The organism is Collimonas sp., assembly GCF_044339385.1.
Lineage (GTDB): Bacteria > Pseudomonadota > Gammaproteobacteria > Burkholderiales > Burkholderiaceae_D > Collimonas.
In genome coordinates, this window is sequence record NZ_JBIIVN010000051.1 from 1 (window position 1) to 14,897 (window position 14,897).

A 14,897-nucleotide genomic window follows, 5' to 3' on the forward strand; every position below is an offset into this window, starting at 1 on the left:
CGGCGTTGCCGATACAGGTTGTGCAGCCGTACGCTGTGACGCCGAAGCCGAGTTTTCCCAGGTACGACAGCAGGCCGGCCGCTTCCAGGTATTCGGTGACCACGCGCGAGCCAGGGGCCAGCGAAGTCTTGATGTGCGCAGGTACCTTAAGGCCGGCTTCGACCGCTTTCTTGGCCAGCAAACCAGCCGCCAGCATGACGCTTGGGTTGGATGTATTGGTGCAAGAAGTAATGGCCGCGATCAGGACATCGCCGTTTTGCAGCTTGACGCCGTCAGTGGTGGTGTACGTTGCATCCAGATCTTCGATCTTTTTGTTGAAGCCGTTTTCTGCGATTGGCTTACTGAAGAGTTCAGCGAAATTGGCTTTGACGCGACCGATTTCGATACGGTCTTGCGGACGCTTTGGACCCGCCAGCGATGGTGCAACCGTGCCCAGATCGAGTTCGACCACGGTGGTGTAGTCGATGTCGCCAGCTTTTGGAATGCCGTACAGGTTTTGTGCCTTGAAGTAGCCGGCGAACGCATCGATTTCGGCTTTGCTGCGGCCAGTGCTCTTGAAATAGTCGATAGTTGCATCGTCGACCGGGAAGAAGCCCATGGTGGCGCCGTATTCAGGCGCCATGTTGGCGATGGTGGCGCGGTCGGTCAGGCTCAGCGAGGCGGTGCCTGCGCCGAAGAATTCGACGAACTTGCCCACCACTTTTGCCTTGCGCAGCAGTTCTGTAATAGTCAGCACCAGGTCGGTTGCAGTGACGCCTTCGCGCAGTTGACCGGTCAGATTGACGCCGACTACGTCCGGGGTCAGGAAGTACACCGGTTGGCCCAGCATGCCGGCTTCTGCCTCGATACCGCCGACGCCCCAGCCGACTACGCCGATGCCGTTGATCATGGTAGTGTGCGAGTCAGTGCCGACCAGGGTGTCCGGATAGTAGACCGAATCCTTCTTGTGGACGCCGCGCGCCAGGTATTCCAGGTTGACCTGGTGAACGATGCCGAAGCCAGGAGGCACGACGCCGAACGTGTCGAATGCTTGCATGCCCCATTTCATGAACTGGTAGCGCTCGTTATTACGCTGGAATTCCAGTTTCATGTTCAGGTCAAGTGCTTTCTTTTCGCGGAAATGGTCGATCTGTACCGAGTGGTCCACCACCAGATCAACCGGCACCAGCGGTTCGATGTTCTTGGCGTTCTTGCCCAGCGAGGCGGCGACGTTACGCATCGCGGCGAGGTCGGCCAGCAGCGGCACACCGGTGAAGTCTTGCAGCACGACGCGCGCTACGACAAACGGAATTTCATCAGTCCGTGCTGCGGTTGGGGCCCAGTTCGCGAGTTGCTTGACGTGCTCTTCAGTAACCTTCTTGCCGTCGCAGTTACGCAGCACCGATTCCAGTACGATACGGATGGAAATCGGCAAGCGCGAGATATTGATACCCAGCTTTTTCTCCAGTGCAGGCAAGGAGTAGAACTTGCCCTTTTTGGAGTCGGAAATCTTGAATTCCTTGAGTGTATTCAGTGTGTTGTGGGACATGATTTCTCCTTGATTTACAAACTGTTTGCCGAGTCGGCGGAAGCCGCGGCCGGTAGTTTTTCTTGTTCCGGGGACTTGCATTCGTTAGCCAGTTGCTGGCCCTTTTTTGAATCGAGCAAAATGCCTTTGGCCGGGATGCCGATCCATAGCAGGCCATATTTGCGGTTTTCAAAGCGGTTGGCGCCAGTGGTAGTCGGCACGCGGGTCAGACGGTGCAGGGATTTGCCCCAGCGCAGCGCGATGTGCTTATCGTCTTCGGTGTTGGTGTAGATTGTCAGGTTATTGCCCAGTTCGCAGTGGTAGTCGACAGCAGCAGCGGTCTTGATATCAGGCGTGCCTTCATCTTCGCCGTCGTCAACTTCCGCAGCGGCAGCCTTTGGGGCAACTTTCTTGACACTCTTCTTGGTCGTTGTCTTGGTGCTGCTGCTTTGAGCCTGCACTTGCGGCGCAGCGATGGCTAGGCCGGCGCACAGCAGCACTAGGATGGACAGACTCTTCTTCATTTCAAATGTTCCTTAGTGCACTTGCCGTAATACATTGAGATGGCAAGATACGGTTATAACAAGGTTGTTGCGATTTCAGGTACTGCAATGCCACTCTGTTTGGCGCGCTGCAGGACGCTCCAGTAATAGCGATAACTGGCGCGGTCATGCAGTATGCCTTGGTGCTGTATCGGGCCCCATGCGGCGCGTTGGGCTGCGTGTAGGATTTGTGCCGCCTCGGTAATTTCCGCAAGCGGCGGGGTAAAGGCTTGTAAGATCGCGCGGATTTGCTGCGGATGAATGCTCCACATCCGCGTATAGCCGAATTCGCTGCGGGCTTGCCGGGCGTCGGCGGCAACCAGCGCCATGTCTTTAATGTCGGTAGTGACGTTATGCGAAGGCACCTTGCCGTGTGCGTGGCAGGCAGCGGCGATTTCCAATTTGGCGCGTGTCACCAGCGGATGGCTGAATTGTCCCGGCGCGCGCATTGCATCGCTAGGGATGGCGCCGTAGTGGGCCGAAACGAAATCCATAATGCCGAACGATAGCGATTCCACCTGCGGCAGCGCGGCGATGCCAAATACATCGGCTAGCGCGCCATGGGTTTCTATCAGGACGTGAATCGGCAGTGCTTGACGGCCAGCCAGGTTTGCGTGGTGATTGATGAGGTCGATAGCGCTACGAACCTCGCCAAGGCTTTCTGCCTTGGGCAGCATCAAATAGGCCAGCCGCTTGGCTGCACCTTGGCAGATGATGCGGATGTCTTGTTCGAAAAAACTGCTGCCGCTGTCGTGAACCCGAGCGCCGATGCGCTCAAAGCGATTCTCTGTGCCGGCAATAATGCTGCTTACCAGTTGCGCATGAGCGGCTTCATTGCCTGCGCTGGCGCCGTCTTCGCAGTCGAAAGTGATGTCGAATACCGGGCCAAGTTCCTGTTGCAGCTGGAGCGACTTGCGCATGAGCTTTTCAGCGCCGGCGTAATGATCGCAGACCGGTAGGGAAACCGGTTCTTGCTTGCCTAGGAATAAGACCTCGGTAGGGTGCATTGCGAAATTTCTATTGATTGCAGGTCAGTATCAACCGTAGCGGGTAGGGTGGCGCAAAGTGCCCACACGTGAAGGCGATAACCGCAGCACATGCCTCATTCTGGATCAAAATTTAATCAGGCAGGTGCGCATGTTGCGCGGGTGGGCACAGCGTACCCACCCGACGTTGATGCTTAGCCGACCAGATGTTTCACGCCGTCACGCTCTTCTTGCAGTTCTTTCAGCGTGATGTTGATGCGCTCTTGCGAGAATTCATCGATTTCCAGGCTCTGAACGATTTTGTATTCGCCATTTTCAGTAGTCACTGGGAAGCCGAACATGGTGCCTTCAGGGATGCCATACGAACCGTCCGAAGGAACGCCCATGGTAGTCCATTTACCGTTGGTGCCCAATACCCAGTCACGCACGTGGTCAATCGCTGCGTTGGCGGCTGATGCTGCCGACGACAGGCCACGCGCTTCAATGATGGCCGCACCGCGCTTGCCAACTGTCGGCAGGAACACGTCCTTGTTCCAGACCTGGTCGTTGATCAGATCCTTGACCGAGGCGCCGTCCGCAGTCGCGTAGCGATAGTCGGCGTACATGGTTGGCGAGTGGTTGCCCCACACGCACAGCTTTTCGATAGCCGAAACCGGTTTGCCGATCTTGGCTGCAACCTGCGACAACGCGCGGTTGTGGTCAAGGCGCAGCATGGCTGTGAAGTTCTTGGCTGGCAGGCTTGCCGCCGACTTCATGGCGATGTAAGCGTTGGTGTTGGCTGGGTTGCCAACCACCAGCACCTTGACATTACGCGAAGCGACGGCGTCGAGCGCCTTGCCTTGTGCGGTAAAAATCTGTGCATTGGCTTCCAGCAGGTCCTTGCGTTCCATGCCCGGGCCGCGTGGGCGAGCACCGACCAGCAGGGCAACGTCGGCATCCTTGAATGCGGTCAGTGGATCGCTGTGGGCAGTAATGCCAGCCAACAGCGGGAAAGCGCAATCGTCAACTTCCATGATCACGCCTTTCAGCGCTTTTTGTGCTTTCTCGTCAGGAATTTCGAGCAATTGCAAGATGACCGGCTGGTCTTTGCCGAGCAGGTCGCCGTTGGCGATGCGGAACAGCAGGGAGTAACCGATTTGACCAGCGGCGCCGGTAACGGCAACGCGCATAGGGGATTTAGCCATGTTGAATCTCCAGAGAAGTGATGGAAAGCGATATCTAAACTAATAAAATAACTGCGTGCCAGTCAGTGCCAGTCAGTGCCAGTCAGTGCCAGTCAGTGCCAGTCAGTGCCAGTCAGTGCCAGTCAGTACAAATCAGTGCGGCAGTGTGCGATGGCCTGTGCGGCGTGGCGAACTGTCTTGAGTTGTCCTGCCAATAACTATTCCTATAAAACACTTAACCGCTGAATTGCAAAAAAGCCTGCCCGTCCTTAAAAAGCTGCGCTGCCAATCTTTGACGTAAAAATCTTTGACCTGATACGTAGCCTCTAATCATACCGGCGAAAGCCTCGTTCGTCAGTTTGTTTTGTGCCGATTCGGCGCGCTGGAAAGCCGATTTTTCATCCCTTGCGTCAAAATTGATTGCGGCGGCAGCGGCGTGCAATTTCTGGTACTGTGGTTGCCGGCGAGTGTAGGCGTGCAGGAATAGTATGTAATAGTATGTCAATGAGTATCTTATGTCTTATATAAGACATATCATTACTTATTTTTTGTTGGACGACGGCATAGGTTTTATGGTGAAATCCGAGGTCATGAGTTCCATCCCGTCCAATGTGAGCAGCAGTGACCCAGCCGGCCCGAGCGCCATTGTTCCTGGGGTGTCTCCGACATTCAGTCCGCTCTACCAGCAAATTAAGACGCTGATCATGCAGCGCCTGCAGTCCGGCGAGTGGAAGCCGGGAGAGTTGATTCCTAGCGAAGTCGAGCTGGGGAGTCGCTTCAAGGTCAGTCAAGGGACCGTGCGCAAAGCGATCGATGAACTGGCGGCCGAAAACCTGCTGGTGCGGCGCCAGGGAAAGGGCACCTTCGTTGCCACCCATCACGAGGCGCGCTCGCAGTTTCGTTTTCTGCGCCTCATGCCCGACAGCGACCAGGCGCAAACTACTGATAAAAAAATCATTGAACTTAAGCGTCTGCGTGCGCCTGCGGAAATTGCACGTTTGCTGGCAATGAAGTCGGGCGATTCTGTGGTTTATGTAAAGCGGGTGCTGGCGTTTGATGGCGTACCGACAATTCTTGAGGATTTGTGGCTGCCCGGGGCATTGTTCAAAACGCTGACGCTAGAGCGTCTGGCTGAATACAAAGGGCCGATGTACGGTTTGTTCGAAACCGAGTTCGGCACACGTATGATTCGCGCTACCGAGCAGATCCGTGCTGCCTGCGCCGACGTTGATGCGGCCGGGTTGTTGGGCGTTGAGGAGTCTTCGCCGTTGTTGTGTGTTGAGCGTGTTTCCTTTACTTACGGCGACAAGCCGGTAGAGGTGCGGCGTGGTTTGTATGTGACCAGTCATCATCATTACCAGAACGAATTAAGTTAGTCAGATTACTCAATGGAGTTGGCCGATTGGCGCTATGCTCCTGTGGTTGTGGTGGGCTGGCGATTATTTTTGATATTGAATAATAACTATTGCTGTGGTGCACAAAAATTGGCGAAAATTGCGGGATTGCAGTTGCAGCAAATTTTTAAACTGAGGAGAACCCTGTTATGTCTGAAGCCGCGAAACCAAACCGGCCACAGTTTCGTAATATAAACATTACTCAAATTGTCGGTTACCGCTTGCCGCTGGCGGGCATTATTTCGATTTTGCACCGCATCAGCGGCCTGTTGATGTTTTTGCTCTTGCCTTTCATTCTGTTTTTGCTGGACAAGAGTCTGGTATCTGAAAGCTCTTTCGACTACTTCAAGGGTTTTACCTCGAACTGGTTCGTGAAGCTTGTCATTCTGGCCCTGTCATGGGCCTATCTGCACCATTTCTGCGCCGGCATTCGCCACCTCATCATGGATAACCACGTTGGTCTGGATAAAGTCAGTGCGCGCAAATCGGCTGCGGCTGTCCTGGTCGTCAGCGTGCCGCTGGCGCTGATCGTTGCATTGAAACTGTTCGGAGCATTCTAAATGGCAGACAATAATATCGGAGCAAAGCGCCTCGTCGTTGGCGCGCATTACGGTTTGCGAGACTGGCTGGCGCAGCGCCTCACAGCCATCGTCATGGGGATCTACACCGTCATTCTGCTGGTCTGCTTTCTGACCGCCAGCGATTTTAGCTATCAAGGCTGGGCCGGATTGTTTGCGCATCAGTGGTTCAAGCTGGTTACATTTGTGGCCCTCATGTCGCTGTTTTTTCATGCATGGATTGGTGTGCGTGATATATGGATGGATTACGTCAAGCCGGTTGGTGTTCGCCTGGTCTTGCAAGTTGCCACAATTCTGTGGTTGGTCGCTTGTGCCGGATATGCGGCGCAGATTTTGTGGAGAGTGTAATCGTGGCTGCTATCAAATCCACAATTCCTACACGCCGCTTTGATGCGGTAATCGTTGGTGCCGGCGGATCCGGTATGCGTGCTTCCCTGCAATTGGCCGAAGCTGGTTTGAATGTTGCGGTGTTGTCGAAAGTGTTTCCGACCCGTTCGCACACAGTTGCTGCACAGGGCGGTATTGGCGCCTCGCTCGGCAACATGTCGGAAGACAGCTGGTACTGGCACATGTTCGACACCGTAAAGGGCTCGGACTACCTGGGTGACCAGGATGCGATTGAGTTCATGTGTCGCGAAGCGCCTAAGGCTGTGTATGAACTGGAACACTTCGGCATGCCGTTCGACCGTAACGCCGACGGTACCATTTACCAGCGGCCGTTCGGCGGCCACTCGGCCAACTTCGGCGAAAAGCCGGTTGCCCGCGCTTGCGCGGCAGCTGACCGCACTGGCCATGCGCTGTTGCACACGTTGTATCAGCGCAACGTGCGCGCCAAGACCCATTTCTTCGTCGAGTGGATGGCCATCGATCTGGTACGCGATGCCGAAGGCGACGTCATCGGCGTGGTTGCCCTGGAAATGGAAACCGGCGATGTGATGATCCTGGAAGCCAAGACCACGGTCATGGCAACCGGCGGCGCAGGGCGTATCTGGGCTGCCTCGACCAATGCCTTCATCAATACCGGTGACGGCATGGGTATGGCTGCCCGCGCAGGTTTGCCGCTGGAAGACATGGAATTCTGGCAGTTCCACCCAACCGGCGTCGCTGGTGCGGGCGTGCTGATCACTGAAGGTGTGCGTGGCGAGGGCGGTATCCTGATCAACGCCAACGGCGAACGTTTCATGGAGCGCTACGCGCCAACCCTGAAGGATCTGGCGCCGCGCGATTTCGTCTCGCGTTCGATGGACCAGGAAATCAAGGAAGGTCGCGGCTGCGGTCCGCACAAGGGTCACGTGATGCTGGATCTGCGCCATATCGGTGCTGAAACCATCATGAAGCGCCTGCCGTCGATTCTGGAAATCGGCCACAAGTTCGCCAACGTCGATGCGTTAAAAGAGCCGATCCCGGTGGTGCCGACCATCCACTATCAAATGGGCGGTATTCCTACCAACGTCTACGGGCAGGTCGTGGTGCCGAAGAACGGTATCCCGAACGCCGTCGTCAACGGCCTGTACGCAATCGGTGAATGTGCCTGTGTATCGGTGCACGGCGCCAATCGTCTCGGTACCAATTCGCTGCTGGATCTGGTGGTGTTCGGCCGCGCTGCAGGTAATCACATTGTTGCAAGCAAGCTCAAGGAGCGCAGCAACAAGGCGTTGCCTGCCGATGCCGCCGACGTCGCTCTGGCGCGCCTGGCCAAGCTGGAAAGCAGCACCGGTTCCGAGCGTGTGCAAGATGTCGCCGGCGATATCCGCAAGGCCATGCAGCACTATTGCGGCGTGTTCCGTACCGACGAGTTGCTGCAGCAAGGTTACAAGGAAATTATGGTCCTCGATGAACGTCGCAAGCATGTTGCGTTCAAGGACAAGTCCAAGGTGTTCAATACAGCGCGGGTTGAAGCGCTGGAGCTGGATAACCTGATCGAAACTGCCAAGGCCACCATTACTTCGGCGGCAGCTCGTAAAGAATCGCGCGGCGCCCACGCGCATCGCGATTATGAGGTGCGTGATGACGAAAACTGGATGAAGCACACCTTGTGGTACTCCGAAGGTAATCGTCTTGACTACAAGCCAGTGGTTACCAAGCCGCTGACAGTTGATACTTTCAAGCCAAAGCCACGCACGTTCTGATTTGTCGCGGCAGAGCCGCTTGCCACATGATGGCCTGCAACTCTGTCGCACAATTTATAAAAAGGTATAGCCATGTCATCACGCACTTTGAAATTTAAAATCTACCGCTACGATCCTGATAAGGACGCCAAGCCTTACATGCAGGATCTGACAGTAGAACTGCTGCCAACCGACAAGATGTTGCTGGATGCATTGCAGCGCATTAAGGCTGACGTTGACGATTCTCTGGCGTTGCGTCGCTCCTGCCGTGAAGGTGTGTGCGGTTCCGATGCCATGAACATCAACGGCAAGAACGGTCTGGCGTGCACCACCAACCTCAATGAGCTGACCGAGCCTATCGTCCTGAAGCCGTTGCCAGGTCTGCCGGTGATCCGCGACCTGATCGTCGATATGACGCAATTCTTCAAGCAATACGATTCGATCAAGCCGTTCCTGATCAACGACAACATCCCGCCGGAAAAAGAGCGTCTACAATCGCCGGAGCAGCGTGAGGAACTCGATGGCCTGTATGAGTGCATCCTCTGCGCTTGCTGCTCCACTTCCTGCCCGTCGTTCTGGTGGAATCCTGACAAGTTCGTCGGTCCTGCCGGTTTGCTGCAAGCCTATCGCTTCATTGCCGACAGCCGTGACGAAGCAACCGGCGCGCGTTTGGATAACCTAGAAGATCCATATCGCCTGTTCCGTTGCCGTTCGATCATGAATTGTGTCGACGTTTGTCCTAAGGGATTGAACCCGAACGCAGCGATTGGCAAAATCAAGGAATTGATGGTTCGCCGGTCAGTGTAAGAGAGACATAGCAGGGTAGGAGGGCCGACCAGTCTTCCTGCCCTGTTTTTTGTAACAATCTGGAACTGTTCGTCGGCAACGTCGAGCGGCGCTATCAAATAGAATAAGTGGTCTACATGTCTATTACTCATCAAGCTGATCCCGCAAACCGAGCCCGATTGCGCTGGCGTGCCAGGCGTGGCTTGCTTGAGAATGATTTGATATTGACACGCTTTCTGGATGCCCACGAAGCCGGTATGACGGATGACGATGTCGACGCTTTTACACGCCTGATGGGGCTGTCCGATAATGCGCTAATGGATTTGCTACTGGTCCGTAAAGAACCGGACGGCCTGCTGGATTTGCCGCAAGTGCATGCTCTGTTAGCCAGAATACGCAATGCCTGAAGCGCGACGATATCTTAAGTCGGCGCCCAGCGTCGCAGATGTCGAACAGCTTGCAAACAAGTCTTTTGTTTTTTTGATTTAGAGACACCTTTTGATTGAGGGGAGAGTCATGACCACCGCAGATACAAAAGCCACGCTATCGTTTTCCGATGGCAGCCCATTCGTAGAATTTCCTATTTACAAGGGCACTGTCGGCCCTGAAGTCATCGATATCCGCAAGCTCTATGGCGCGACCGGCAAATTTACTTACGACCCGGGTTTCATGTCGACTGCGGCATGTAATTCGTCGATCACTTACATCGATGGCGACAAGGGAGAATTGCTCTACCGTGGTTACCCGATCGAACAATTGGCGGTCAATTGCGACTTCCTGGAAACTTGCTACCTGTTGCTGAACGGCGAACTGCCGACTGCCGCCGAGAAGGAAAAATTCGACGCTACCGTGACCCAGCACACTATGGTCCACGAGCAGATGCAATTCTTCTTCCGTGGCTTCCGCCGCGATGCACATCCGATGGCAGTGCTGGTCGGCACTGTCGGCGCTTTGTCGTCGTTCTATCATGACTCGCTGGACATCACCAATCCGCGTCATCGCGAAGTATCGGCTATCCGCTTGATCGCCAAGCTGCCGACTCTGGTCGCCATGGCATACAAGTACAACGTCGGCCAGCCGTTCGTGTACCCACGTAACGAACTGTCATACAGCGCCAACTTCATGCACATGATGTTCTCGACTCCGTGCGAGGAGTACAAGGTCAACGACGTACTGGTGCGTGCGCTGGATCGTATCCTCACGCTGCACGCCGACCACGAGCAGAATGCTTCAACATCGACCGTGCGTCTGGCTGGTTCGAGCGGCGCCAACCCGTTTGCCTGTATCGCTGCCGGCATTGCTTGCCTGTGGGGTCCGGCACACGGCGGCGCCAACGAAGCGGCGCTGAACATGCTCAAGGAAATCGGCACAGTCGACAAGATCCCTGAGTTTATCGCCAAGGTGAAAGACAAGAACTCCGGCGTTAAGCTGATGGGCTTTGGTCACCGCGTCTACAAGAATTTCGATCCGCGCGCCAAGCTGATGCGTGAGACTTGCTACGAAGTGCTGAACGAATTGGGTCTGCATGACGATCCATTGTTCAAGCTGGCGATGGCGCTGGAAAAAGTGGCCCTGGAAGACGAATATTTCGTTTCCCGCAAGCTCTATCCAAACGTCGATTTCTACTCCGGTATCGTGCAGTCCGCGCTGGGTATCCCGACCTCGCTGTTCACCGGTATCTTCGCCATGGCACGCACTGTCGGCTGGATCGCCCAATGGAACGAGATGATTTCGGATCCGGAGCAAAAAATCGGCCGTCCACGTCAGTTGTTCGTTGGTTCGCCAGCCCGTGACGTGCCCGCAATCGATAGGCGCGGTTGATTGGCAGTAGTAAAAGCAGGGCTTGTTGATATCCTGATACAACACAAACAGCGAATCCATCGATTCGCTGTTTGTGTTTCCACAGGTTATGCTATGCTCCTATCCTGTACCGATTTGGAGCGGGTAGAGTGGGCATTTATGCTCTCGCTGATGCTGTTATTTTGGTGCCGTCTGTGCAGAAAAGCGCGCTTAGCCTACGGTGGCAAAGGCATGCAAGCGGCAAGCATGTTTTGAGGGTCAGGCATGGCAACACCGGAATTGAAAATGCTAGTAAAAAGAATGCTGTAAAAGTAACGCTGTAAAAATAATGTTTTAAATAGAGCCCTTCCCCACAACTTGATGTGCAATCCGCTAACCGGTCAGGCCGTGTCGCGGAAGGTTATGTTAACCCGCTAATCTCGCGAAACGCGAAGAAAGGTGAGCAAGATGATGCAACAATACCGCTCTAATTCTTATCTCTTCGGAGGTAATGCACCGTACATTGAAGAGCTGTACGAGTCTTACCTCGACAATCCCGGTTCAGTTGCCGACAACTGGCGTGCTTATTTTGACGCCATGCAGCATGTACCTGCGGTCGACGGCTCCGACAAGCCAGACGTTGGTCACGCATCCGTTATCGCCTCGTTTGCCGAGCGCGCCAAGCAAGGCCCGATCCGTACTATCTCTGCTTCAGCCGATGCTGAAATGGGCTTCAAGCGTGTTGCTGTAACGCAATTAATCGCTGCCTACCGCTATCTCGGTTCGCGCTGGGCCAATCTGGACCCGTTGCAACGTCAGGAGCGTTCCACTCTGCCAGAACTGGAGCCGAGTTTCTATGGCTTTAGCGATGCCGACATGGACATCGTGTTCAACATCAGCAATACCTACTTCGGTCATGAAACGGCGACTCTGCGTGATTTGCTCAATTCTTTGCGTGAGACTTATTGTCGTTCGATCGGTACTGAGTACATGTACATCAGCGATCCGACAGAAAAACGCTGGATGCAAGAACGTCTTGAGTCGACTCGTTCGGCGCCGGTATTCACTACGGAAAAGAAAAAACACATTCTTGACCGTCTGACTGCTGCTGAAGGTCTGGAGCTGTACCTGCATACACGTTATGTCGGTCAGAAGCGCTTCTCGCTCGAAGGCGGCGAAAGCTTCATCGTAGCCCTGGATGAAACCATCCAGCGTGCAGGCGAAAAAGGCGTTCAGGAAATCGTCATCGGCATGGCTCACCGCGGCCGTTTGAATGTGCTGGTCAACACCCTGGGCAAGATGCCGCAAGAATTGTTTGCAGAATTCGAAGGCAAGCACGCCGACGATCTGCCTGCCGGCGACGTCAAGTACCACCAAGGGTTCTCGTCCGACATCACCAGCCCTGGCGGGCCAGTGCATCTTTCGCTGGCGTTCAACCCGTCGCACCTGGAAATCGTCAATCCTGTGGTTGAAGGTTCGGTCAAGGCCCGTATGGAGCGCCGCGGCGACAGCGACGGCTCGCAAGTGCTGCCGATTCTGGTGCACGGCGATGCTGCATTTGCTGGCCAGGGTGTCGTCATGGAGATCCTCAGTCTGGCGCAAACGCGTGGTTACGGCACAGGCGGCACCGTGCATATCGTGATCAACAACCAGATCGGTTTCACCACTTCCGATCCGCGCGATTCCCGTTCCACACTGTATTGCTCAGACGTCGTCAAGATGATCGAAGCGCCGGTATTGCACGTCAACGGTGATGATCCTGAAGCGGTTGTGTACGCGACGCAGATCGCGCTCGACTACCGCATGGAATTCAAGAAGGATGTCGTCGTCGATATCATCTGCTTCCGTAAGCTGGGCCATAATGAACAAGATACGCCGGCGTTGACACAACCGCTGATGTACAAGAAGATCGGTCAGCATCCAGGCACCCGCAAGCTTTATGCGGACAAGCTGGTCGCGCAAGGCACCATCAGCGCGGATGAGGGCGATGAAATGGTCAAGGCCTTCCGCGATGCCATGGACGCGGGCAAGCACACCATCGATCCTGTCATCTCCAATTTCAAGAGTAAGTACGCAGTCGACTGGTTGCCGTTCCTGAACCGTAAGTGGACTGATGCCGCCGATACAGCGGTGCCGGCCACAGAACTGAAGCGTTTGGCCAGCCGCATCACGACCGTGCCGGAAAACTTCAAGGTTCACGCGCTGGTTGAGAAAGTATTGAACGACCGTGCAGCAATGGGCCGGGGCGAACTCAATCTCGATTGGGGCATGGGTGAGCATCTGGCTTACGCCTCGCTGGTATCGTCGGGCTATGCGGTGCGCCTGACCGGTCAGGATGCCGGTCGCGGCACCTTCGTCCATCGTCATGCGGTGCTGCACGATCAGAACCGTGAGCGTTGGGATGCAGGCAGCTATATTCCGCTGCAAAACATCTCCGAGCAGCAAGCGCCGTTCAAGGTGATCGACTCGGTATTGTCTGAAGAAGCGGTGCTCGGTTTCGAATACGGCTATTCCACGGCAGAGCCAAACACATTGACCATCTGGGAAGCGCAATTCGGCGATTTCGCCAACGGCGCGCAAGTCGTTATCGACCAGTTCATCAGCTCCGGCGAAGTGAAGTGGGGCCGTGCTTCCGGTTTAGTCATGATGCTGCCGCATGGTTACGAAGGCCAGGGTCCGGAGCACTCGTCGGCACGTCTGGAACGTTATCTGCAACTGTGCGCTGACAACAACATGCAAGTGGTGCAGCCTACTACTGCGGCACAGATTTTCCATCTGCTGCGGCGCCAGATGATTCGCTTGTTCCGCAAGCCGCTGGTGATCATGACGCCGAAGTCGCTGTTGCGTAACAAGGATGCCGGTTCGCCGTTGTCCGACTTTAGCAAGGGTAGCTTCCAGACCGTTATCGGTGAAGTCGATGACAAGATCGATGCCAAGAAAGTCAAGCGTGTCATCGCTTGCTCGGGCAAGATTTATTACGATCTGGTCAATGCACGTAAAGAGCGCGCTCAGACAGATGTCGCAATTATCCGTCTGGAGCAACTGTATCCATTCCCGCACAAGGCGTTCGCTGCCGAACTGAAGCAGTTCCCGAACTTCAACGAGCTGGTATGGGCTCAGGATGAGCCGCAAAACCAGGGTGCATGGCTGCAGATTCAGCACAACATTTTTGAAAATCTGGATGACGGTCAAAAGCTGGCATATGCCGGCCGTCCAGCCAGCGCATCGCCTGCCGTGGGTTACTACGACAAGCACTATGCGCAGCAAAAAGCGTTGCTGGATACGGCATTTTCCAAGCTCAAAGGCTTTGTCCTGACGAAATAATCGACGTCTTGTTAATCAATTGGGGACAGGGTAATTCGCCGCGTTACGGCGTCTCTTAAACTCTGTCCCGTGATCATGGAATATCGGAGAATTAAATGGCACTTCTTGAAGTAAAAGTTCCGCAATTGTCGGAATCCGTCGCCGAAGCGACTTTGTTGACATGGCATAAAAAAATCGGCGATGCGGTCAAGCGCGACGAAAATCTGATCGACATCGAAACAGATAAAGTCGTGCTGGAGTTGCCGGCGCCAGCCGACGGCATCATCGTGCAACTGATTAAGACCGACGGCAGCACCGTGGTGGCCGATGAAGTTATCGCGGTTATCGATACCGACGCTTTGGCCAAGGTCAGCCCGATGGAAGTGACGGCTGTGCCTGCGCCGCAAGCCGGCCATGCGCCGACACCGGTTGCTGCGCCTGAATTGCAATCGAATTCGGCGGCCGGGATCGCCATGCCGGCCGCAGCGAAACTACTGGCAGAAAATAATCTGTCCGCTTCGCAGGTCGCCGGCAGCGGCAAAGACGGCCGCGTTACCAAGGGCGACGCTCTTGGCGCAATAGCCAACAAGGCTGCCCCGACACCTGCGCCATTAGCGCCGGTAGCGGCCAAGCCAGCTCTGCAGCAAGTCGCCGCGCCGACTCAAGCGAACCAGGATGACCGTCCAGAAGAGCGCGTGCCGATGAGCCGCCTGCGCGCCCGTATCGCCGAGCGTCTGGTGCAATCGCAATC

The 14,897-nt window shown here is 55.2% G+C and carries 14 protein-coding genes; 9 read left to right on the top strand and 5 right to left on the bottom strand.

Annotated elements, in window-relative coordinates; all coding sequences use genetic code 11:
• From ACIQ0R_RS05560 to ACIQ0R_RS05580, 5 genes are all read right to left on the bottom strand, one after another.
• The coding region (locus ACIQ0R_RS05560; protein ID WP_395824691.1) for an aconitate hydratase at positions 1-1,528 on the bottom strand (1,528 nt) is incomplete at its 3' end.
• A 14-nt stretch (positions 1,529-1,542) separates the two neighbouring features.
• The gene (locus tag ACIQ0R_RS05565) at positions 1,543-2,031 is read right to left on the bottom strand and encodes a hypothetical protein (protein ID WP_395824694.1); all 489 of its coding nucleotides are present in this window, start codon (positions 2,029-2,031) and stop codon (positions 1,543-1,545) included.
• 53 nt (positions 2,032-2,084) lie between these two features.
• Positions 2,085-3,056, bottom strand: a complete 972-nt coding sequence (locus ACIQ0R_RS05570; RefSeq protein WP_395824697.1) for an HpcH/HpaI aldolase/citrate lyase family protein — start codon at positions 3,054-3,056, stop codon at positions 2,085-2,087.
• Between the two features lie 173 nt (positions 3,057-3,229).
• On the bottom strand, positions 3,230-4,219 hold the full coding sequence (locus tag ACIQ0R_RS05575) for a malate dehydrogenase (RefSeq protein WP_395824700.1): 990 nt from the start codon (positions 4,217-4,219) through the stop codon (positions 3,230-3,232).
• 214 nt (positions 4,220-4,433) lie between these two features.
• The gene (locus ACIQ0R_RS05580; protein ID WP_395824703.1) at positions 4,434-4,640 is read right to left on the bottom strand and encodes a hypothetical protein; all 207 of its coding nucleotides are present in this window, start codon (positions 4,638-4,640) and stop codon (positions 4,434-4,436) included.
• 148 nt (positions 4,641-4,788) lie between these two features.
• On the opposite strand from ACIQ0R_RS05580, the gene ACIQ0R_RS05585 reads away from it, so the two are divergent.
• From ACIQ0R_RS05585 to ACIQ0R_RS05625, 9 genes are all read left to right on the top strand, one after another.
• Positions 4,789-5,574 carry a GntR family transcriptional regulator gene (locus ACIQ0R_RS05585; RefSeq protein ID WP_395824706.1) on the top strand — a complete coding sequence of 262 codons (786 nt, stop codon included), beginning with the start codon at positions 4,789-4,791 and terminating at the stop codon, positions 5,572-5,574.
• Positions 5,575-5,741: 167 nt separating this feature from the next.
• Positions 5,742-6,152, top strand: coding sequence for a succinate dehydrogenase, cytochrome b556 subunit (sdhC, locus tag ACIQ0R_RS05590; RefSeq protein WP_395824709.1), 411 nt, complete (start codon positions 5,742-5,744; stop codon positions 6,150-6,152).
• Complete coding sequence (sdhD, locus tag ACIQ0R_RS05595) at positions 6,153-6,518, top strand: succinate dehydrogenase, hydrophobic membrane anchor protein (protein WP_395824712.1); 366 nt, start codon at positions 6,153-6,155, stop codon at positions 6,516-6,518.
• Positions 6,519-6,520: 2 nt separating this feature from the next.
• On the top strand, positions 6,521-8,299 hold the full coding sequence (gene sdhA, locus ACIQ0R_RS05600) for a succinate dehydrogenase flavoprotein subunit (RefSeq protein WP_395824716.1): 1,779 nt from the start codon (positions 6,521-6,523) through the stop codon (positions 8,297-8,299).
• A 72-nt stretch (positions 8,300-8,371) separates the two neighbouring features.
• Positions 8,372-9,085 carry a succinate dehydrogenase iron-sulfur subunit gene (locus ACIQ0R_RS05605; RefSeq protein ID WP_395824719.1) on the top strand — a complete coding sequence of 238 codons (714 nt, stop codon included), beginning with the start codon at positions 8,372-8,374 and terminating at the stop codon, positions 9,083-9,085.
• A 116-nt stretch (positions 9,086-9,201) separates the two neighbouring features.
• Positions 9,202-9,471 carry a succinate dehydrogenase assembly factor 2 gene (locus ACIQ0R_RS05610; protein ID WP_395824723.1) on the top strand — a complete coding sequence of 90 codons (270 nt, stop codon included), beginning with the start codon at positions 9,202-9,204 and terminating at the stop codon, positions 9,469-9,471.
• 109 nt (positions 9,472-9,580) lie between these two features.
• On the top strand, positions 9,581-10,885 hold the full coding sequence (gene gltA / locus ACIQ0R_RS05615) for a citrate synthase (RefSeq protein ID WP_395824726.1): 1,305 nt from the start codon (positions 9,581-9,583) through the stop codon (positions 10,883-10,885).
• A gap of 426 nt (positions 10,886-11,311) precedes the next feature.
• Positions 11,312-14,167, top strand: coding sequence for a 2-oxoglutarate dehydrogenase E1 component (locus ACIQ0R_RS05620; protein ID WP_395824729.1), 2,856 nt, complete (start codon positions 11,312-11,314; stop codon positions 14,165-14,167).
• Between the two features lie 95 nt (positions 14,168-14,262).
• The coding region (locus ACIQ0R_RS05625) for a biotin/lipoyl-containing protein (protein WP_395824732.1) at positions 14,263-14,897 on the top strand (635 nt) is incomplete at its 3' end.